General features: G+C 64.5%; 17 protein-coding genes. 11 read left to right on the forward strand and 6 right to left on the reverse strand.

Going from position 1 to position 20,295, the window contains the following annotated elements:
• The first annotated feature begins 42 nt into the window (after positions 1–42).
• The 7 genes from ABQ137_RS16975 (at position 43) to ABQ137_RS17005 (ending at position 11,932) form a co-directional block, all read left to right on the forward strand.
• Positions 43–3,021: a TonB-dependent receptor gene (locus tag ABQ137_RS16975; protein WP_102581593.1), complete on the forward strand. Its 2,979-nt coding sequence runs from the start codon at positions 43–45 to the stop codon at positions 3,019–3,021.
• Positions 3,022–3,122: 101 nt separating this feature from the next.
• Positions 3,123–4,742 carry a glucoamylase family protein gene (locus ABQ137_RS16980; protein WP_039527041.1) on the forward strand — a complete coding sequence of 540 codons (1,620 nt, stop codon included), beginning with the start codon at positions 3,123–3,125 and terminating at the stop codon, positions 4,740–4,742.
• A 3-nt stretch (positions 4,743–4,745) separates the two neighbouring features.
• The gene (locus tag ABQ137_RS16985; protein WP_349783235.1) at positions 4,746–6,098 is read left to right on the forward strand and encodes a sugar ABC transporter substrate-binding protein; all 1,353 of its coding nucleotides are present in this window, start codon (positions 4,746–4,748) and stop codon (positions 6,096–6,098) included.
• A complete protein-coding gene (locus tag ABQ137_RS16990) occupies positions 6,095–6,979 on the forward strand; it encodes a carbohydrate ABC transporter permease (RefSeq protein ID WP_024940601.1) in 885 nt (294 codons plus the stop codon). Before ABQ137_RS16985 ends, ABQ137_RS16990 begins: the two co-directional genes overlap by 4 nt.
• The gene (locus ABQ137_RS16995; protein ID WP_016904891.1) at positions 6,976–7,812 is read left to right on the forward strand and encodes a carbohydrate ABC transporter permease; all 837 of its coding nucleotides are present in this window, start codon (positions 6,976–6,978) and stop codon (positions 7,810–7,812) included. Before ABQ137_RS16990 ends, ABQ137_RS16995 begins: the two co-directional genes overlap by 4 nt.
• 26 nt (positions 7,813–7,838) lie before the next feature.
• Positions 7,839–10,976, forward strand: a complete 3,138-nt coding sequence (locus ABQ137_RS17000; protein WP_024940600.1) for a discoidin domain-containing protein — start codon at positions 7,839–7,841, stop codon at positions 10,974–10,976.
• 65 nt (positions 10,977–11,041) lie between these two features.
• Positions 11,042–11,932, forward strand: a complete 891-nt coding sequence (locus ABQ137_RS17005; protein WP_503021233.1) for an endonuclease/exonuclease/phosphatase family protein — start codon at positions 11,042–11,044, stop codon at positions 11,930–11,932.
• Between the two features lie 118 nt (positions 11,933–12,050).
• On the opposite strand, the gene ABQ137_RS17010 is transcribed toward ABQ137_RS17005, so the two are convergent.
• From ABQ137_RS17010 to ykgO, 6 genes are all read right to left on the reverse strand, one after another.
• Positions 12,051–13,283 carry a TraB/GumN family protein gene (locus ABQ137_RS17010; RefSeq protein WP_039515126.1) on the reverse strand — a complete coding sequence of 411 codons (1,233 nt, stop codon included), beginning with the start codon at positions 13,281–13,283 and terminating at the stop codon, positions 12,051–12,053.
• Positions 13,276–13,803, reverse strand: a complete 528-nt coding sequence (locus ABQ137_RS17015; protein ID WP_046342957.1) for a GNAT family N-acetyltransferase — start codon at positions 13,801–13,803, stop codon at positions 13,276–13,278. The genes ABQ137_RS17010 and ABQ137_RS17015 overlap by 8 nt, the downstream gene beginning before the upstream one ends.
• Before the next feature lie 4 nt (positions 13,804–13,807).
• Complete coding sequence (locus ABQ137_RS17020) at positions 13,808–14,692, reverse strand: carbon-nitrogen hydrolase (protein ID WP_016904714.1); 885 nt, start codon at positions 14,690–14,692, stop codon at positions 13,808–13,810.
• 80 nt (positions 14,693–14,772) lie between these two features.
• Positions 14,773–15,807 (reverse strand): agmatine deiminase family protein, encoded by a 1,035-nt coding sequence (locus tag ABQ137_RS17025; protein ID WP_349783236.1) that lies wholly within the window; start codon positions 15,805–15,807, stop codon positions 14,773–14,775.
• A gap of 292 nt (positions 15,808–16,099) precedes the next feature.
• The gene (locus tag ABQ137_RS17030) at positions 16,100–16,429 is read right to left on the reverse strand and encodes a hypothetical protein (RefSeq protein WP_039515118.1); all 330 of its coding nucleotides are present in this window, start codon (positions 16,427–16,429) and stop codon (positions 16,100–16,102) included.
• A 240-nt stretch (positions 16,430–16,669) separates the two neighbouring features.
• Positions 16,670–16,795: a type B 50S ribosomal protein L36 gene (gene ykgO, locus ABQ137_RS17035; RefSeq protein WP_005913193.1), complete on the reverse strand. Its 126-nt coding sequence runs from the start codon at positions 16,793–16,795 to the stop codon at positions 16,670–16,672.
• Positions 16,796–16,967: 172 nt separating this feature from the next.
• Here ykgO and cmk point away from each other — a divergent pair, with 172 nt between their 5' ends.
• The 4 genes from cmk (at position 16,968) to ABQ137_RS17055 (ending at position 20,291) form a co-directional block, all read left to right on the forward strand.
• Positions 16,968–17,651: a (d)CMP kinase gene (cmk, locus tag ABQ137_RS17040; protein ID WP_024939216.1), complete on the forward strand. Its 684-nt coding sequence runs from the start codon at positions 16,968–16,970 to the stop codon at positions 17,649–17,651.
• A gap of 183 nt (positions 17,652–17,834) precedes the next feature.
• A complete protein-coding gene (rpsA, locus tag ABQ137_RS17045; protein WP_016903550.1) occupies positions 17,835–19,520 on the forward strand; it encodes a 30S ribosomal protein S1 in 1,686 nt (561 codons plus the stop codon).
• Positions 19,521–19,608: 88 nt separating this feature from the next.
• On the forward strand, positions 19,609–19,920 hold the full coding sequence (locus ABQ137_RS17050; RefSeq protein ID WP_016903549.1) for an integration host factor subunit beta: 312 nt from the start codon (positions 19,609–19,611) through the stop codon (positions 19,918–19,920).
• Positions 19,921–19,985: 65 nt separating this feature from the next.
• Positions 19,986–20,291 (forward strand): lipopolysaccharide assembly protein LapA domain-containing protein, encoded by a 306-nt coding sequence (locus tag ABQ137_RS17055; protein ID WP_024939214.1) that lies wholly within the window; start codon positions 19,986–19,988, stop codon positions 20,289–20,291.
• The last annotated feature ends 4 nt before the right edge of the window (positions 20,292–20,295 follow it).

Genomic DNA, 20,295 nt, shown 5'->3' on the forward strand with positions numbered 1-20,295 from the left:
CAACGCCACAACAACAATCTGTACCGATCCCTGGAGGGACCAATGCGCCACCACTACCCCCATTCCGCCAGTCCGGCGCGCAAGCTGCTCAGCTGCGCCCTGGCCAGTTGCCTGTTGCTTGGTGCCGCACCGGCCTTTGCGCAGAGTGCTGCGGCGACCATCCGCGGCCAGGTCACCGTCGACTCGGCGCCTGCCAGCCAGGCCCAGGTCACCGCGACCAATCTCGCCACCGGCCTGACCCGCACCGTGCAGGTCAGCAACGGTGGCTACTCGCTCGGCGGCCTGCCGCCGGGTTCGTACCGCCTGGACGTCACCGCCAACGGCCAGACCACCTCGCAGAACGTCACCGTGCAGGTCGGCCAGACCGCGACCCTGAACCTGGGCGTCGGCGGCGAACCGGCCACGGCTGACGGTGGTAACGCCACCACGCTGGACGCGGTGCAGGTCAAGGCCCCGCCGGTACTGGTGGAAACCCGTACCTCCGAGAACGCCACCTATATCTCCAACGTGCAGATCCAGAACCTACCGCGTGCCACGCGCAACTTCCTGGAACTGGCCGACACCGTGCCGAACGTGCAGTTCACCCGCGAGGCCAACGGCACTACCAAGGTCCGCTCGGGTGCCACCTCGGCCGAAGGCACCAACGTCTACATCGACGGCGTGAGCCAGAAGAACTACGTGCTGACCGGTGGCGTCAGCGGCCAGGATTCCAGCCGCGGCAATCCGTTCCCGCAGTCGGCGATCGGCGAATACAAGGTCATCACCTCCAACTACAAGGCCGAGTTCGACCAGGTCAGCGGCGCGGCCATCGTGGCCTCGTCCAAGTCCGGTACCAACGATTTCCACGGCAGCTTCTTCTGGGATACCAGCAACGACAGCTGGCGCGAAGAAAGCCCGCTGGAAAAGCGCGCCGGCGTGCGTGACGACTTCGAGGAAACCCAGTACGGCGCCACCTTCAGCGGCCCGATCCTCAAGGACAAGGCGCACTTCTTCGTCGCCTATGAAGCCAAGGAATACACCACCCCGAACGTGGTGATCCCCGGTTCGATCTATTCGGACCGCGTCGATCAGCTGCCTACGCAGTTGCAGCCGCTGGTCGCCACCTACAGCACGCCGTTCAAGGAAGACCTGTACTTCGCCAAGATCGACTGGACCATCGGCGACAACAGCCTGTTCGAGCTGAGCGGCAAGTACCGCAAGGAAGACGAGCTCAACGACGTCGGCGGCACCTCGACCCTCGAGCACGGCAGCATCAACGGCCAGGAAGAAAAGCGCGCCAACCTGCGCTGGCAGTACAGCGGCGCCAACTTCCTCAACGAAGCCAACCTCAGCTACGAGAGCGCGTTCTGGAACCAGGCGCCGATCAACAACGGCAACGGCTACATCCTCAGCTACACGCCCAACCGCGGTAACGAGACCGACGTGCTTGCCGCAGGCGCCGGCAGCAGCTTCCAGCGCAAGGGTCAGAAGGGCTGGACATTCCAGGACGATTTGACCCTGAACAGCCTGGAATGGCACGGCGCGCACACCGTCAAGATGGGCGTGAAGTTCAAGAGCATCGATCTGGATTCCACCCAGTTCAACCCGGCCAACCCGCAGTACTACTACAACATCCTCAGCGATGTCGAAACGCCGTACCGGGTGCGCTTCGGTGCGCCGCTGGTCGAAGGCGGCGGTTCGGTGGTGTCCGAGAACAAGCAGTACGGCATCTACCTGCAGGACGACTGGGAGGTCAACGAGCACTGGACCCTGAACCTGGGCGTGCGCTACGACTACGAAGAAACCCCGGCGTTCCTGGACTTCGTGACCCCGTCCGACGTCGCCGGTGCGCTGCAGAACTGGACCAACCTGCGCAACGCCAACTACGACATCAACAACTTCATCAGCACCGGCAACAACCGCAAGGCGTTCAAGAACGCCTGGCAGCCGCGCCTGGGCGCCTCCTATGACCTGTTCGGCGATCAGGCGCATGTGATCTATGGCGGTGCCGGCCGTGCCTACGACCGCAACATCTTCGACTACCTGGCGCTCGAGCAGCTCAACAACTCGTTCAACTCCTATAGCTACTACTTCACCAGCGCCAATAACCCGGCCTGCCTGGGCGATCCGTGCACCGCATGGAATCCGGCCTACAACACCCAGGAGGGCCTGAACACGCTGACAGCCAGCAGCAGTGGCGGCGGCGGTCGCGAGGTCTACCTGATCGACAACAACATCAAGACCCCGTACTCCGATCAATTCAGCATCGGCATGCGCAACATGGTGCCGCTGTGGGGCCAGGACTGGTTCACCGACGTGACCCTGAGCCGCATCGAAAGCCATGACGGTTTCGCGTTCGTGCGCGGCAACCGTCTGCCGGACGGGTCGTTCTTCCAGCCGGGTACCACCTCCGGCTCGCCGACCGACGGCCCGGATGGCTACAGCGCCATCGTGCTGGGGACCAACGGCGTGGAAACCCGCAACAACCAGCTCGCCCTGCAGGTCGAAAAGCCGTTCGACGAGGAGTCCGGCTGGGGCCTGACGGTGGCCTACACCTATTCCGATGCCAAGGAGAACCGCCAGTTTGGCGAGCATTACGCCCTGGATCGCGAACGCATCGAGGACTACGGCTGGCGCGAGGCCGGCGGCATTCCGAAGAATCGCCTGGTGGTCACCGGCATCTACGAGCTGCCGTACGAGATCAAGCTGTCCGGCAAGCTGTCGCTGGCCAGCCAGACCGCGCGTTATGGGCAGAACTGCCTGGCCGGCAACGACCAGTGCTACATCGTGCAGTTCAAGCCGGACGGCACGTTGGGCTACAAGGAGTTCAGCATCGCCGCCAATAAAGAGTGGGATACCGGCGCAGGCGTCAAATTCAACGTGCGTGCGGATATCCTCAACGTGTTCAATTGGGTGAACTACGCCAACTTTAACGGCGAGACCGGGACACTCGGAGACTTGAACACGGCTTACGGCACCCCGACCGGTGTGCTGGCGTCGCCGATGCGTACCTTCCGTCTGGCCTTCGGCCTGAACTGGTGAGGTACTCGACCGCCCCGGCTGTTGCCGGGGCGGTCGAACTCGGCGCTTGGATAGGGTAGGTTGGCGTGCGAGATGTAATCGATTACACAAGTGGGGGGCGGATGAACAGGGGCAGGACTTCGTATTGGTTGACGATTCCACTATTGCTGGGTGCGCTGGTGCTGGCGTCCTGCAAGCAGGCCGAGGAACCCAAAGTGGCCGAAAAGAAGGCGCCGGTGAAAGTCATCCTGGTGGAAGCGCAGCTGCCACCCAAGCCGGTCAAACCCGCGCTGCCGCCGCTGTTCTCGGACATCGAGCGCCGCACTTTCCAGTTTTTCTGGGACACCACCAACGAACTCAATGGGCTGTCGCCGGACCGGTTTCCGTCACGTCCGTTCGCCAGCATCGCCTCGGTGGGGTTCGCGCTGACCGCGTACCCGATCGGCATCGAGAACGGCTGGGTCAGTCGCAATCAGGCGATCGACCGCACCCTGACCACACTCAAATTCTTCCGCGATGCGCCAATGGGGCCGCAGCGGACCGGTAGGGCCGGGTACAAGGGCTTCTACTACCACTTTCTGGACATGCAGCAGGGCAACCGTTACGACAGCTGGGTCGAGCTGTCGAGCGTGGATACCGCGCTGCTGATGATGGGCGTGTTGTTCACCCAGTCGTATTACGACGGCGACGACCCGCGCGAAAAGGAGATCCGGCAGATCGCCGATGCGCTGTATAAGCGCGTGGACTGGCGCTGGCTGCAGCAGCGCGCGCCGCTGATCTCGATGGGCTGGTTCCCCGAGAGCGGCTTCATCGACCACGACTGGATGGGCTACAACGAGGCGATGATGCTGTACATCCTCGCGCTCGGCTCGCCGACCCACGGCGTGGACGTGGATGCCTGGACCAGCTGGACCCGCACCTACAACAACGACTGGGGCGTCTACCAGGGCCAGGAATACCTGTCCTTCGGTCCGCTGTTCGGTCACCAGTACAGCCATGTCTGGATCGATTTCCGCGATATCCAGGATCAGTACATGCGCGAACGCGGCATCGACTATTTCCTCAACAGCCGCCGCGCCACCCTGGCCCAGCGCGACTACGCCATCGACAACCCGATGAAGTGGAAGGACTACGGCGAGAACGTCTGGGGCCTGACCGCCGGCGACGGCCCGCAGAACACCAGCCAGGAATACCGTGGCGAGCAGCGCCAGTTCCGCCACTATTCGTCGCGCGGCGCCGGCCTGCGCGAGAACTTCGACGACGGCACCATCGTGCCGTCGGCGGCGATCTCCTCGATCGTGTTCGCCCCGGAAGTGGTGATCCCGGCCACCGAGGAAATGCACAAGCGCTACGGCGACTTCCTGTATTCCAGCTACGGCTTTCTGGACTCGTTCAATCCCAGCTTCAACTACGACATCCCGCTCAAGACCGGGCGCATGGTGCCGGACCGTGGCTGGGTGGCCAGCGACTACATCGCCATCGACCAGGGCCCGATCCTGGCGATGATCGCCAACTACCAGAACGAATTCGTCTGGACCGTGATGAAGAAGAACCCCTACATCCGGGCCGGTCTGGAACGCGCCGGCTTCACCGGCGGCTGGCTCACCCCCGAAGGCGAGCCGCAGCCGGCGCCGCAGAAGGACGAGCAGAAGGCCGCCGCCCGCGCGCTGGGCATGGCCGAGTCGCGTGCCGCCGCCGCCCAGGCCCAGCAAGACCCCTCGCAACGCCAAAAACCCGAGTAATCCGTGCGCCTTTTGAAACTGTTGATGATCTCCGCCGCACTGTGTCTGGGTGTGGCGGGATGCGAACGCTCCGACCCCGGCAAGACCACCGTGCGCTTCTGGGCCATGGGCAAGGAGGCCGAAGTGGTCGCCGAGCTGGTGACCGACTTCGAGAAGCAGAACCCCGATATCCACGTGGATGTGCAGAACATCCCGATGACGGCGGCGCACGAAAAACTGCTGACCGCCTTTGCCGCCGATGGCTTGCCGGACGTGTGCCAGCTCGGCAACACCTGGCTGCCGGAGTTCGCCCTGCTGGACACGCTGGAACCGATGCAGCCGTATGTGGCGCGTTCCAGGATCGTCGACCCGCAGGATTATTTTCCCGGCGTGTGGGACACCAATCTGGTCGACGGCACCCTGTATGGCGTGCCGTGGTATGTGGACACCCGGCTGCTGTTCTATCGCAAGGACCTGCTGCGCGAGGCCGGCTATAGCGAGATGCCCAAGACCTGGGCCGAGATGGAACAGGTGATGGCGGCGATCAAGCGCAAGGTCAGCCCGGACCGCTACGCCATCCTGATGCCGCTCAACGAGTTCGAGCAGCAGCTGTCGTTCGCGCTGCAGCAGGACGACCGCCTGCTGCGCGACCACGACAACTACGGCAACTTTCGCGGCGAGGGCTTCCGCAAGGCGCTGGGCTTCTACGACACCATGTATCAGAAAGGCTGGGCGCCGAAGGTCTCCGAGACCCAGGTCTCCAACGTCTGGTACGAATTCTTCAATGGCTATTACGCGTTCTATCTGTCCGGCCCGTGGAACGTGCGCGAGTTCAAGCTGCGCCAGCCGCCGGGCATGGAAGGCAAGTGGGGCACTGCGCCGCTGCCGGGGCCCAACGGCCTGGGCGCGGGCATTGCCGGCGGTTCCAGCCTGGTGATCTTCAAGTCGTCGCAGCACAAGGACGCCAGCTGGAAGCTGATCGAATACCTGTCGCAGCCGCAGGTGCAGGCGCGCTTCCACGCCATCATCGGCGACCTGCCGCCGCGTCGCAGCACCTGGAAGGTGCCCTCGCTGGCCAACGACGAACTGGCGCATGCCTTCGGCGACCAGCTGGAGCGGGTCAAGGCCACGCCCAAGGTGTTGGAGTGGGAGCGCATCGTGCAGGAAATGCGCCTGGTGACCGAGCGCGTGGTGCGTGGCGGCCAGTCACATGAGGCCGCCGTGCAGGAACTGGATAAACGCGTGGACGAGATCCTGGCCAAGCGCCGCTGGATCTTCGAACAGGAGGGCGGGCATGTCGGTCCGGCCGGTGAACCGGCAACGCCTGCGGCGACGCCTGCCGCAGCGCCTGCAGCGGGCGAGGGAGCGGCACGATGATGAAGCGTAATTCCGTCGCCGGCTGGGTGTTCGCCGCGCCGTCGATCCTGGTGCTGGGCATGTTCTTCGGCGTGCCGGTGTTCGCCGCGCTGGTGCTCAGCGTCACCGACTTCGACCTGTACGCGCTGGCCGACAGCGGCCATCTGCGCTTCGTCGGCCTGGGCAACTACATCGACCTGCTGCAGACGCCGCTGTTCTGGAAGTCGTTGTGGAACACCACGTATTTCGTGCTGCTGGGCGTGCCGATGTCGATCGGCGTGTCGCTGGGCGCGGCATTGCTGCTCAATGCCAAGGCCTCGCGCTTCAAGGCGTTGTTCCGCACCGCCTTGTTCGCCCCGGTGGTGACCACGCTGGTGGCGGTGGCGGTGATCTGGCGCTATCTGTTCCACATCAAGTACGGCCTGGTGAACTTCGGCCTGAGCCATCTGGGCATCGCCCCGATCGACTGGCTGGGCGACCCGCGCTGGGCGATGCCGACCATCATGCTGTTCGCGGTGTGGAAGAACTTCGGCTACAACATGGTGATCTTCCTGGCCGGGCTGCAGGCGATCCCGCAGGACCTGTATGAGGCCGCGCGCATCGATGGCGCCTCGCGCTGGAAGCAGTTCCTGCATATCACCCTGCCGATGCTCGGCCCGGTGCTGATGGTGGTCGGGGTGATCACCATCTCCGGCTATTTCCAGCTGTTCGCCGAGCCTTACGTGATGACCCGCGGCGACCCACTGCAAAGCACCGTGAGCGTGCTGTATTTCATGTTCGAGGAAGGCTTCAAGTGGTGGAACCTCGGCCGCGCGTCGGCGGTGGCGTTCCTGTTGTTCCTGATCATCCTGGCGGTGACCACCGTGATGCTGCGCTTTGGCCGCAAGAGGGATTTGATATGAGTCGTGATGTCGGCCAATCGCGCTGGAATGGCGTGCTGATCAACGGTGGCCTGCTGCTGCTGGCGCTGGTCAGCCTGGCGCCGCTGTTGTGGATGCTGTCGGTGTCGTTCATGCCCACCGGCGAGGCCAGCCGCTTTCCGCCGCCGATGCTGCCCTCGGCGTTCACCACCGCCAACTACCACGAGCTGTTCGCGCGCACCGGCATGGCGCGCAATTTCGCCAACAGCCTGATGGTGTCCGGGCTGATCACGCTCGGCTCGCTGCTGATCAACACCATGGCCGGCTATGCGTTCGCCAAGCTGCAGTTCGTTGGCCGCGAGCGCATCTTCAAGATCCTGATGGCCGCGTTGGTGATCCCGGCGCAGGTGGCGATGCTGCCGTTGTTCCTGTTGATGAAGCAGCTGCATCTGGTCAACAACATCGGCGGGGTGGTGGTGCCGGCGCTGGCGACGGTGTTCGGCATCTTCCTGGTGCGCCAGTACGCGCGCAGCATTCCCGATGAACTGATCGAGGCCGCGCGCATCGACGGCGCCAGCGAAATGCGGATCTTCTTCCAGATCGTGCTGCCGATGCTCAAGCCGGTGCTGGTCACCCTGACCATCTTCACCTTCATGGGCTCGTGGAACGATTTCATGTGGCCGCTGATCGTGCTGACCGACCAGGAGCAGTACACCTTGCCGGTGGCGCTGGCCGCACTGTCGCGCGAGCACATCATGGACGTGGAGCTGATGATGGCCGGCGCAGTGGTGACGGTGATTCCGGTGCTGCTATTGTTCGTCGCGCTGCAGCGCTACTACATCCAAGGTCTTCTGCTGGGGAGTGTGAAGGGGTGAAGCCAATGTTCCTGCGATTGTTTGCCATGACCGCTGTTGCCACCTCTGCGGTCACGGCGCAGGCGCAGGAACGCGTGCTCGACGGCTTCAACGACATCGGCGCCTGGCGCCTGGTGGTGTCCAACCAGGTCAGCGGCTCGCTGCGGCCGGTCGCCACCAGCGCCGGCGGGCATGCGCTGTGCCTGGACTACAACTTCAACGGCGTGTCCGGCTATGTCGGCATCCGCCGCAACCTGCCGATCGACTATCCGGACAATTACCGCATCGGCTTTGCGCTGCGCGGCGACTCGCCGTCCAACGACCTGCAGGTCAAGTTGATCGATGCCAGCGGCGACAACGTGTGGTGGGTCAACCGGCCCGGCTTCAACTTCCCGAAGAACTGGACCACCGTCGGCTATCGCAAGCGCAACATCGAAAAGGCCTGGGGCCCGGGCCAGGACAAGCAGCTGCGCAGCAGCGCGGATGTCGAGTTCACCATCTACAACAAGGTCGGCGGCAAGGGCACGGTGTGCTTCGACCGCCTGACGCTCACGCCGCTGCCGCCGGAAGACACCTCGCCGTTGAAGGCCGAGGCGATCACCGACACCGCGCCCGCACTGGAACAACGCCTGGCCGACGGCAAGCCGGAGACCTTCTGGCTCAGCGGCGCGGTCAAGCAACAGACCGTCACGCTGGACCTGGGCAAGGTGCGCGAATTCGGCGGCGCGGTGGTGCAGTGGGTCCCCGGCCTGCAGGCCTCGCAATACGTGGTGCGCGCGTCCAGCGACGGGCGCGGCTGGCGCGATCTGCGCACCGTCACGGCCGGTGCCGGCGGCACCGATTGGCTGGCGCTGCCGGACACCGAGGCGCGTTACCTGCGCTTCGATCTCAAGGACGGTCCCAACTGGCGCTACGGCATCAAGGAAGTGCAGCTGCAGCCGCTGGCATTTGCGGCGACCCCGAACGACTTCATCAAGTCGCTGGCCGCGCAGATGCCACGCGGCAGCTATCCGCGCGGTTTCTCCGGCGAGCAGCCGTACTGGACCATCCTGGGTCTGGATGGTGGCACTGAGCAGGGCCTGATCGGCGAGGACGGCGCGGTGGAAGTGGGCAAGGGCGGCTTCAGCATCGAGCCCTTCGTGGTCACCGGCGGCAAGCTGCTGCACTGGTCCGACGTCAGCAGCGAACAGAGCCTGCAGGACGATTACCTGCCGATTCCCAGCGTCGACTGGCACCACGACCTGATGAACCTGCGCGTGACCGCATTCGTGCAGGGCACCCCGGATCAGGCGCAACTGGTCGCACGCTATCAGCTGCACAACACGGGCAAGGAGGCGCGCGACTTCACCCTGGCGTTGGCGGTGCGGCCGTTCCAGGTCAACCCGCCGGCGCAGTTCCTCAACACCCTGGGCGGCGTCAGCCGGATCGAACAACTGGCGGTGGAGGGCGCGCAGGTCAGCGTCAACGGCAAGCCGCGGGTATTCGCCGCACAACGTCCGGATGCCGGCTTTGCCAGCGCCTTCGACAGCGGCATGGATGTCAGCCATCTCACCGCCGCCACGCCGCCGACGATCACCCAGGTCAAGGACGACACCGGCCTGGCTTCGGGCGTGCTGCTGTATCGCTGGAAGCTGGAGCCCGGCCAACAGCGCGAGGTGGCGCTGGTGATTCCGCAGACCGGCACCGCGCAACTGCCGGCCGGCTTCGATGCCGACAAGGCGCAGCAGCAGGTGGCCCAGCAGTGGCGCAGCAAGCTCGATCGCGTGCGCATCAGCGTGCCGGCCGAAGGCAAGCCGGTGGTCGACACCTTGCGCACCGCGCTGGCGCACATGTTGATCTCGCGCATCGGCCCGCGCCTGCAGCCGGGCACGCGCTCGTATTCGCGCAGCTGGATCCGCGACGGCGCGATGATTTCCGAAGGCCTGCTGCGGCTCGGCCGCGAAGACGTGGTGCGCGAGTACGTCGACTGGTTCGCCCCGTATCAGTTCGCCGACGGCATGGTGCCGTGCTGCGTGGACGACCGCGGCAGCGACCCGGTGCCCGAGAACGACAGCCATGGCGAGCTGATCTTCAACATCGCCGAGTACTACCGCTACACCGGCGACAAGGCGTTCCTGGAAAAGATGTGGCCGCACGTGACCGGCGCCTACGACTACATGGAAAAGCTGCGCGCCAGCGAACGCACCGAAGACAACTTCATGCGCAATCCGGCCTTCTACGGAATGATGCCGGTGTCGATCAGCCACGAAGGGTATTCGGCCAAGCCGGTGCATTCTTACTGGGACAACTTCTGGGCGCTGCGCGGCTACAAGGATGCGGCGATGCTGGCCGGCGCGCTCGACAAGCCCGACGAGGTCGCCCGCTTCAGCGCCGCACGCGACGAATTCAGTGGCGACCTGGTCGCCTCGCTAGGCGCTGCGGTGCGCCAGCACAGTCTCGATTTCCTGCCCGGCTCGGCCGAGCTGGGCGACTTCGATGCGACCTCGACCACCATCGCGCTGGCCCCGGGCGGCGAGCAGCAACGCCTGCCGCAGGACCTGTTGACCAATACCTTCGAGCGCTACTGGAAGGAGTTTTCCGATCGCCGCGACGGCAAGCGCGCATGGAAGGACTACACGCCCTACGAATGGCGCAACGTGGCCGCGTTCGTGCGTCTGGGCTGGCGCGACCGCGCCTGGGACGCCACCGCGTTCTTCTTCAAGGACCGTGCGCCGCAACCCTGGAACCAATGGGCGGAAGTGGTCTCGCGCACGCCGCGCACGCCGTTCTTCGTCGGCGACCTGCCGCATGCCTGGGTCGCCTCGGATTTCGTGCGCTCGGTGCTGGACATGTTCGCCTACGGACGCGAATCCGACGCCAGTCTGGTCATCGCTGCCGGCACGCCAACGCGCTGGTTCGAGGGCAAGGGCATCGGCATTGCCGAACTGCGCACGCCCTACGGGCGCCTCAATTACACCTTGCAGCGCACCGACAAGCAGCTGGTGCTGCAACTGCAGCCGGGCCTGATCCTGCCGCCGGGCGGGGTGGTGTTGCCGTGGCCGTACCAGGGCACGCCGGGCAAGGCCAGCATCAACGGTGAATCTGCCGAATGGCAGAACGGCGAATTGCGGATTCAACAGCTGCCGGCCAATGTGCAGATCGATGTGCCCAGCGCGGTGCGGCGGGCCGAGCGCGCCTCGCAATGACCCACGCAGCTCGACCGACCCGGGCAGCCCCGGCGCGGCGCGGCGGCGGGTGGCCGGTCGCGTGGGTGGCGCTGCTGCTGTGCGCTGTCGCTGCATACGCCACGCAGGCCGTGCAGGCCGCGCAACCCGCACAGCTCAACCAGACCGATCAGGTAGCACACGCATCCCCGGCAGTGCAGTCGCCGGGCGCGGCGCAGCGCGAGATGACCCTGGTCACGCTCAACCTGCATCACGACCGCGAAGACTGGCCGGCGCGTCGCGCCTATATCGCCAGACAGCTCAAGCAACTGGCGCCGGATGTGATCGCACTGCAGGAAGTGATCGAGCGCCGCGGCAGCGTGGATAACCAGGCCGCCTGGCTGGCGCGCAAGCTGGATTACGACTACACCTTCGCCTCGGCCGATCCGGTCGGTGCGCCCAAGCGCTACGGCAATGCCTTGTTGAGTCGGCGCACGGTGCTGGCCCGGCATCAGCGCCTGCTGCAGCCGCTGGACGATTACCGTGTTGCTGCGCATCTGCAGGTCGATGTCGACGGCCAGCCGATCAACGTCTACGTCACCCATCTCAACGAACGTGCCGATGCGCGTGGCACGGCCACACGCACGCGTCAGGTCGCCGACCTGCTGGATTTCATTGCTTCAAACAGCGAGCAGGCCCCGGTCGTGATCGCCGGCGATTTCAACACCGCCGCCGACGCCCTGGATCTGGAAGCGCTACGCAAGGGCTACGGCGACAGCTACGGCAGCGTGCACCGCAACAGCGACGCCACCGTCAGCACCTTGAACCTGCATGTGTTCGACACGCCGGCGCGGATCGACCACGTGTTCTTCCAGCAGAACCGCCTGCTGGCCCGCGAAGCGCGCATCCTGTTCGACACCCCGTACGCCGAAGGGCGCTGGGCCTCGGATCACTACGGCGTCTGGGTGCGCCTGCAGCTCGCGCCCGATCAGCCGTAACTCGACCCCTACATCAACCACGTAGGAGCGCACCCGGGCGCGATGGGCTTTACCGATAACGCCCCATCGCGCCCAGGTGCGCTCCTACGAGCAGCAGCAGATTGCAGCGCCGCCACGCTCACCCATGCAGGCGATTGAAGATCTGCACACCGGCCAGCCACACGCCGGCCATGCTGCCGACGTTGGTCAGCAGGAAGGTCAGCACCACGCGCGAGACGCGATTGCGGTACCAGCCGCGCAAGGTCTGCGCATCGTCGCGCAGCGACAGGAAGTCGCCATAGGCCGGCTTGCGCATATGCACTTCGACCAGGGCGGCGAACGCACCGGTCGGCACGCTCAGGCGGAACGGCTTGAACGGCGCCACCACCGCCGCGGTGAGGATGCTCAACGGGTGGCTGCCCGCCAGCAGGCAGCCCAGCGCGGCCAGTCCTCCGGTATACATCGCCCACTGCAACAACAGGTCCGCGCCCATGCTCAGGCCGCCGCGCCAGAACCCGATGCCGATGCCGGTGATGATGACCGCCAGGATGCCCAGCGTGATCCATGGAATGCGCTTGCGCTGCTGCACGAATTCCAGCGATTCGCGCAACGGGCCGGGTGCGGCGGTGTCCTGCTCCAGGTGGCGTGCCAGACCGGCCAGATGTCCTGCACCGACCACCGCCAGGATCTCGCGCTGATCGGTGGTGGCTTCCTCGCGCAGGCGCGTGGCCATGTACTGGTCGCGCTCGGCAATCACGGTCTCGTACAGCTCCGGGCTTTCGCTGGCAAAGTCGCCGAAGCTCGCCTCCAGCATGTCGCCCTGCTTGAGCTTTTCGATTTCCTCTTCGCCCACCTCGTCAGCCGCGAACAGGCCGCCGAGCAGGCCGCCGGCCAGTTTCATCTTGCCGAAGAATCCCAGCCGCCCGGACGCGCGCTTGAAGGTCAGGCCGACCTCGCGATCGATCAGGTGCACCGGCAGGCCTTGCGCGCGCGCCAGATTCACCGCTTCCTTCAATTCCGCGCCCGGCTCGATACCGAGCTGCTTGGCCAGGCGGCGCTGGTAGGCGGCCAGGGCGAGGTTGGCCGCAAACAAGGCCACCCTGCCCTTGCGAATTACCTGCACCAGGTCCAGGCGGGCGAGGGCATCCGGATCGCTGAGCGCCTGCAGGCGCTGCGCGTCCAGTTCCACCGCCACCGCATCGTAGCGGCCGCTGCCGATCGCCCGCTGCACCGCAGCCACGCTGGCCAGCGAGACATGCGCGGTGCCGAGCAGGGTATAGCGCACGCCATCGCGTTCGACGATGCGATGCGGCTGGCCGGACAGCGCATCGTCCAGAACGTGGGTGGTTTGCTCAGTCATGGGGTCATTCATCAGAAGGAGGGGCGGTGTCACCGGAGCCGAGCGCGCGTTGCATCTGCACGCCGTCCAGCCAGCGACCATGCTTGCGGCCGATACCGGTGAACACTCCGACCGTGCGAAAACCAAAACGTTCATGCAGCCGTCGCGATGCCAGGTTGTCGGCATCGCCGATCACCGCAATCATCTGTCGATAGCCGCGCTGTTGGCAGCGTGCGATCAGCTCGCCGAGCAAGGCCTTGCCGATGCCGTGGCCCTGTGCGGCGCTGGCGAGATAGATCGAATTCTCAACGGTCCAGCGGTAGCCGGCGCGTGCGCGATAGGCGCCGACGTAGGCATAGCCCACCACCACGCCATCGCGCTCGGCAACAAGATAGGGGTAGCCGGCATCCACGCTCGCGCGCACCCGTGCAGCCATCTCATCGCGCGATGGTGCGCTGTATTCGTAGCTGTTGACCCCGGCAATCTGCTCCGCATAGATCGCGGTGATGGCCGGGATGTCCGCGTCGCGGACTTCGCGCAACTCCACTGGCATGCGGTCAGTCGATGTAGCGCTTGAGCAGGTCGCCATACGCATCGATACGGCGATCGCGCAGGAACGGCCAGATGCGGCGCACGTGTTCGCTGCGCTGCAGGTCGACGTCGCAGACCAGCACCGTCGGGTCCTGTCCAGCTTCGGCGATGAATTCGCCCTGCGGCCCCAGCACATGGCTGTTGCCCCAAAACTGGATGCCCGAGGCGCCCAACGGCGAGGGCTCATGGCCGACGCGGTTGCACGACAGCACCGGCACCCCGTTGGCGACCGCATGGCCGCGATGGCTGAGCACCCAGGCATCGCGCTGGCGCTCCTGCTCCGGTTGCTGGTCATCCGGATCCCAGCCGATCGCGGTGGGGTAGAGCAGCAGTTCCGCGCCGGCCAGCGCCATCAGGCGCGCCGCTTCGGGGTACCACTGGTCCCAGCACACCAGCACGCCGAGCCGGCCGACCGAGGTATCGATCGGCGCAAAGCCCAGATCGCCCGGGGTGAAATAGAATTTTTCATAGAAGCCCGGATCGTCCGGGATATGCATCTTGCGGTACTTGCCGAGCAGGCGGCCGTCCTTTTCGAACACGACCGCGGTGTTGTGATACAGCCCGGCCGCGCGGCGCTCGAACAACGAGGCCACCAGCACCACGCCGTGCTGCTTGGCTAGCGCGCCCAGCCGCTCGGTACTGGGGCCGGGGATCGGCTCGGCCAGGTCGAATTCGTCCACCGACTCGTGCTGGCAGAAATACGCACCGTTGTGCAGTTCCTGCAGCAGCACCAGCTTGGCGCCCTGTGCGGCGGCTTCGGCCACGCGCGATTCGATGATGGCCAGATTGGCCGCGGCGTCGCCGTGGTTGCGCTCCTGGATCAGCGCGACGGGAAGGAGATGACGGGTCATGGCGATTCGTCCAGCGAAGTGGCGCACTAAGGTAGCGCGCGATGGTGTAACACCGGCCTGCCGGCCGGAACAGGAGTGACTCAGGCAGCCAGCAGACCGGCGGGCAGCTGCATGGTCAGACAATGCAGGCTGCCGTTCTGCCAGATCAATGGGCGGCACGGCACCGGCACGATGACGTGCTGCGGAAACGCCTCGGCCAGCACTGCCTGCGCGCGCGCATCGGCCTTGTCGCTGTAAGCCGGCATCAGCACCGCACCGTTGACGATCAGGAAGTTGGCGTACGAGGCGGCCAGACGCCGGCCCTGGTCCAGGATAGGCTCGGCCCACGGCAACACGAACAGCCGATACGGCTGCCCATCGGCCTTGCGCAACGCAGCCAGCTCGGCGCCCATCGCCTGCAGTTCGGTGTAATGCGAATCGCTGGCCACATCGCAGCCCTGGTAGACGATCGCATCCGGGCCGGCGAAGCGTGCCAGCGTATCGATATGCGCGTCGGTGTCGTCGCCTTCCAGATAGCCGTGATCCAGCCACAGCACGCGGTCCTGCGCCAGCCACGCGGCAAGATCGGCACTCAGCGAATCGCGTGTGCGCTGCGGATGCCGCTCGTGCAGGCACTTCCAGGTGGTCAGCAAGGTGCCCGCACCATCGGTCTCGATCGCGCCGCCTTCCAGCGCGAAGTCCACCGTCTGCACCTGCGAGGGCACGAATACCTGCGCCGCATCCAGCGAGGTGACCAGCTGATCGTCCAGGCTGGCCTCGAATTTGCCGCCCCAGCCGGTGAAGCGGAAATCCATCAGGCGGAAACCGCCGTCCTGGCGCAGTGTGATCGGGCCCGAATCGCGCAGCCAGGTGTCGTTGTAGGCCGCAACCACGAAGCGCACCTGCGCCATGTCCACCCGCGCCGAGCGCAGCCGCGCTTCCGCATAAATCTGCAGGTCGTCATCGGCCACGCACACGATCACCGGCTCGAAGCGGGAAATCGCCGTGACCAGCGCGATATAGGTCTCTTCCACCTCGGCAAGACGCTCGGCCCAATCGGTACCCGCATGCGGCCACGCAATCAACACGGCGGACTGAGATTCCCACTCGGCAGGAAAGCGAACGCTATCGGTCATAACCTAACAAACACCTATCAATGCCCAACCGAAGCCAGGCTGTTAATTCAATCCCCGCACATGGATGTGCGGGCTCTTGCGAGGGACTCGCCTTAAGTTGGCTCTTGCGAGGGACTCGCCTTAAGTCGGCTCTTGCGAGGGACTCGCCTTAAGTCGGCTCTTGCGAGGAATTCGCGTCGAATCGCCCCTTGCGAAGGACTCGCCTTACCGACTCGCAGCGATCGCTTCCCGCACACCATTGGATCAAATCACTGTTGCAGTCACCCTCCGATGGAACCCGAACAACCCGCGATCACTTGATCGGCGGCTTGGGCCCGATCTCGTTGGCATCGGCCTGGTTGGCCACCACGTCGATCACCCGGCTCTTTTCGAAGTACACGGTGAAGGCCGGATATACCCAGCGATGGATCGTCGGCCACTGGCGCTTCTGGCCACCGCGCGGCGCCAGCTTTTCCTGCGGCGCGCCATAACGGCCTTCGACCTGGCTCATGCTGTCGCCGCGCAAGGGCAGGGCAGCGGCAGGCTTCTGCTGTGCGCGGTCGATCAGCAGCGTATCGGCCGACGCAGCGGCACTGATCCCCATCAGCGCGATCAGCGGCAGGACAAACAAACGGTTGCGCATGTCATCTACTCCCCAGTGGACAAGATTCGGATGGTGATTACAGCAAAACCAGGGCCAGCGTGCTTGCCGATCGGTGGTACACAACGCCGCGGCGTATTGCCTGCCAGCGCAACCGTTACGCGGAGCTGGGCGGGCATCCGTGTAGTCCAGCCTGCATCAGGCAATCGTCGGCGTGAAGGATCGGCCAAGAAAAAGCCGCCCGGAGGCGGCTTTCTCGGGTCTTGCACGCGCGGCGAAAGCTTAGCGCTGACGCGCCTTGAAACGCGGGTTCGACTTGCAGATCACGAAGACCTTGCCGCGGCGGCGGACCACCTTGCAGTCGCGGTGACGGGTCTTCGCAGACTTCAGGGAGGACAGGACTTTCATGGCACACCTCGGCGTAAACGGTTGGATTCGATGGGAGAGTGCCCGCTATCGAGGGTGCACCCGGAATTAAGCCGGCAATTCTAACCGGCTTTTCGTCGTGCTTTCAAGTGGTTGCATCGCAATCCCCGCGAGCGGCGCTACACTACCGCCTGATGACCTTCCGGAAACCTGAATGACCGACCTTTCGCCCGTCCTTACCATCGATGGTCCCTCCGGCGCCGGCAAGGGCACCGTGAGCCGGATCGTGGCCGCCCGGCTGGGCTGGCATTACCTCGATTCGGGCGCACTGTATCGCGCGGTGGGCGTGGCAGCGAGCTGGGCCGATCTGGATGTCTCCGATCCGGCTGCGCTGGTGCGCTGCACCTTCGACACCAGGGTGGAGTTCGACGATGCCGGCGAGGCAGGACTGCGGGTGCTGGTCAATGGCGTGGACGCCACCGGCGAACTGCGCCTGGAGACCACCGGCGCGCTGGCCTCGGCGATTGCGGCCATTCCCGAGGTGCGCAGCGCGTTGAAGGAACGCCAACGCGCATTCAGGCAGGCCCCCGGCCTAGTCGCGGACGGGCGTGACATGGGCACGGTAATCTTCCCCGATGCCGCCTTCAAGGTGTTTCTGACCGCCAGTGCCGAAGAACGTGCGGGCCGTCGCCATAAACAGTTGATGGAAAAGGGTGTTTCGGTTATCTTTGACGACCTGCTGCGCGAGATCATGGCTCGAGATGCCCGTGATGCGCAGCGGGTGGTGGCGCCATTGCGGCCGGCCGAAGACGCCGTGCTGATCGATACCAGCGGAATGGGGATCGAGGATGTCGTCCAACGTGTGGTCGGGTTGTTGACCGTTCGCACGTCGTCGTAAGCGTTCCGCAAGCGGGCATGTCCCGCCGACCGTAAGGCGTTCCAAGGCTCCGTCGCACATCCCGTGTGGCGGTTCTACTACTACTTAACCGACTCGCTGTCCGGAGTCGACCAACAGGCTGGGCGCTTGGCATCTGTCGCATTCGACGATCAACGCCCGTGTGTTCAACTGAGTAAAATTCAAATGACAGAATCTTTTGCTGAACTGTTCGAAGCCAGTCAAGCCAATCTGGCGAAGCTGAAGCCGGGCTCCATTGTCACCGGTACCGTCGTGGAAGTGCGCGGCGACGTGGTGGTGATCAACGCTGGCCTGAAGTCCGAAGGCATCGTGCCGATCGAGCAGTTCCGTAATGACGCTGGCGAGATCGATGTCGGCGTAGGCGACCAGGTCAAGGTTGCCCTCGATTCCATCGAGAACGGCTTCGGTGAGACCGTGCTGTCGCGCGAGAAGGCCAAGCGCGCAATGGTGTGGGACGAGCTGGAAGAGGCGTTGGAAAAGAACGAAACCATCACCGGTCGCATCAGCGGCAAGGTCAAGGGTGGTTTCACCGTGGACATCAAGGATGTCCGCGCGTTCCTGCCTGGTTCGCTGGTGGATGTGCGCCCGGTGCGCGACCCGGCCTACCTGGAAGGCAAGGAACTCGAGTTCAAGCTGATCAAGCTGGACCGCAAGCGGAACAACGTGGTGGTCTCGCGTCGTGCCGTGGTCGAGAGCGAGCACTCGGAAGAGCGCGAGCAGCTGATGGACAAGCTGCAGGAAGGCGCGATCCTGAAGGGTGTCGTCAAGAACCTGACCGATTACGGCGCGTTCGTGGACCTGGGCGGTATCGACGGCCTGCTGCACATCACCGACATGGCCTGGAAGCGCGTGCGCCATCCGTCCGAAGTCGTCAACGTCGGCGACGAGCTGGACGTGCGCGTGCTGAAGTTCGATCGCGAGCGTAACCGCGTCAGCCTCGGCCTGAAGCAGCTGGGCGAAGATCCGTGGGACAACATCGCACGTCGTTACCCGGCCAACAGCCGCGTGTTCGGCAAGGTCTCCAACGTCACCGATTACGGCGCATTCGTCGAGATCGAGCCGGGCGTCGAAGGTCTGGTGCACGTCTCCGAGATGGATTGGACCAACAAGAACGTCAACCCGTCCAAGGTTGTGCAGGTGGGTGACGAAGTCGAAGTGATGGTGCTGGATGTCGACGAGGAGCGTCGCCGCATCTCGCTGGGCATGAAGCAGGTTGCCGCCAATCCGTGGGAAACCTTCGCTGCCACCCACAAGAAGAACGACAAGGTGTCCGGCCAGATCAAGTCGATCACCGACTTCGGCATCTTCATCGGTCTGGACGGCGGCATCGACGGCCTGGTCCACCTGTCCGACATCAGCTGGAACACCACCGGCGAAGATGTCGTGCGCAACTACAAGAAGGGCGACACGCTGGAAGCCGTTGTGCTGGCAGTCGATCCGGAACGTGAGCGCATCAGCCTGGGCGTCAAGCAGCTGGAGCAGGATCCGTTCGGCCAGTACATGGCGTCCAACCCGAAGGGTTCGAAGGTCGAAGGCGTGGTGCGTGAAGTGGATGCTAAGGGCGCCACGATCGACCTGGCCGACGGCATCGAAGGCTACGTCGCTGCACGCGACATCGCCAACGAGCGTGTGGACGACGCGACCCAGCACCTGAAGGTCGGCGACAAGATCGAAGCCAAGTTCGTGGGCATGGACCGCAAGGGCCGCACCCTGCAGCTGTCGATCAAGGCCAAGGACGATGCCGAAATGCGCGAAACGCTGGAGGAATACCAGTCTTCGGCCGCATCCGGTGGCATGACCCAGCTGGGCGCGCTGCTGCGTGCACAGTTGAACAGCAACAAGTCCGAGTAAGCGCGTAGCGCTCGCAAGAGCGTGATGGATCGGCCCGGGCTTGCCCGGGCCGATTCCGATGTGTCAGTCGAAAAAAGCAAGTCTTCCCATGACCAAGTCCGAATTGATTGAAATCCTGGCGCGACGTCAAGCGCATCTGAAGGCGGACGACGTGGATCTGGCAGTCAAATCGCTGCTGGAAATGATGGGGCAGGCGCTCTCCGATGGTGATCGGATCGAAATCCGCGGGTTCGGCAGCTTCTCGCTGCATTACCGCCCGCCACGTCTTGGCCGTAATCCGAAGACCGGCGAGTCGGTCGCGTTGCCGGGCAAGCATGTTCCGCATTTCAAGCCTGGCAAGGAATTGCGCGAGCGTGTCAGCTCCGTGGTCCCGGTCGATCTGCTGGATGCGGCTGACTGAGGTCATTCTGCCGCTGCGTTTATGTCGGCTCGGTTAAGCTAAGCCTCTTTTGACGGAGTCTGGCCATGAAGGTGTTTCGCTTGCTGGTGATGTTGGCCTTCCTGCTGGTCGGTCTGATCATCGGTGCGGTCAATTCCCAGGACGTCACTCTCGACTTCCTTTTCTCCAGTGTGCACACGACCTCCGGAATCGCGATCATCGTCGCGCTGCTGGTCGGTGTGTTGATCGGCGCCGGCATGGTGCTGGTCAGCGTGGTCATTCCCCTCTATTCCAAACTGCGCCAGGCCAACAAGGCGGTTGCAGTCAGTCGCGCCGACGCCAGGCCCATTGCGCCTGCCGCAGTCGAGCCGCGCCCCTTTGATGGACTGTAAGCGC

It is taken from the genome of Xanthomonas sp. WHRI 8393, assembly GCF_040203315.1.
Lineage (GTDB): Bacteria > Pseudomonadota > Gammaproteobacteria > Xanthomonadales > Xanthomonadaceae > Xanthomonas > Xanthomonas arboricola.

Coding starts and splice junctions, on each gene's coding strand:
- ABQ137_RS16975 (WP_102581593.1), top strand. CDS start 43: ATGCGCCACCACTACCCCCATTCCGCCAGTCCGGCGCGCAAGCTGCTC.
- ABQ137_RS16980 (WP_039527041.1), top strand. CDS start 3,123: ATGAACAGGGGCAGGACTTCGTATTGGTTGACGATTCCACTATTGCTG.
- ABQ137_RS16990 (WP_024940601.1), top strand. CDS start 6,095: ATGATGAAGCGTAATTCCGTCGCCGGCTGGGTGTTCGCCGCGCCGTCG.
- ABQ137_RS16995 (WP_016904891.1), top strand. CDS start 6,976: ATGAGTCGTGATGTCGGCCAATCGCGCTGGAATGGCGTGCTGATCAAC.
- ABQ137_RS17000 (WP_024940600.1), top strand. CDS start 7,839: ATGACCGCTGTTGCCACCTCTGCGGTCACGGCGCAGGCGCAGGAACGC.
- ABQ137_RS17010 (WP_039515126.1), bottom strand. CDS start 13,283: ATGAATGACCCCATGACTGAGCAAACCACCCACGTTCTGGACGATGCG.
- ABQ137_RS17015 (WP_046342957.1), bottom strand. CDS start 13,803: ATGCCAGTGGAGTTGCGCGAAGTCCGCGACGCGGACATCCCGGCCATC.
- ABQ137_RS17020 (WP_016904714.1), bottom strand. CDS start 14,692: ATGACCCGTCATCTCCTTCCCGTCGCGCTGATCCAGGAGCGCAACCAC.
- ABQ137_RS17025 (WP_349783236.1), bottom strand. CDS start 15,807: ATGACCGATAGCGTTCGCTTTCCTGCCGAGTGGGAATCTCAGTCCGCC.
- ABQ137_RS17030 (WP_039515118.1), bottom strand. CDS start 16,429: ATGCGCAACCGTTTGTTTGTCCTGCCGCTGATCGCGCTGATGGGGATC.
- ykgO (WP_005913193.1), bottom strand. CDS start 16,795: ATGAAAGTCCTGTCCTCCCTGAAGTCTGCGAAGACCCGTCACCGCGAC.
- cmk (WP_024939216.1), top strand. CDS start 16,968: ATGACCGACCTTTCGCCCGTCCTTACCATCGATGGTCCCTCCGGCGCC.
- rpsA (WP_016903550.1), top strand. CDS start 17,835: ATGACAGAATCTTTTGCTGAACTGTTCGAAGCCAGTCAAGCCAATCTG.
- ABQ137_RS17050 (WP_016903549.1), top strand. CDS start 19,609: ATGACCAAGTCCGAATTGATTGAAATCCTGGCGCGACGTCAAGCGCAT.
- ABQ137_RS17055 (WP_024939214.1), top strand. CDS start 19,986: ATGAAGGTGTTTCGCTTGCTGGTGATGTTGGCCTTCCTGCTGGTCGGT.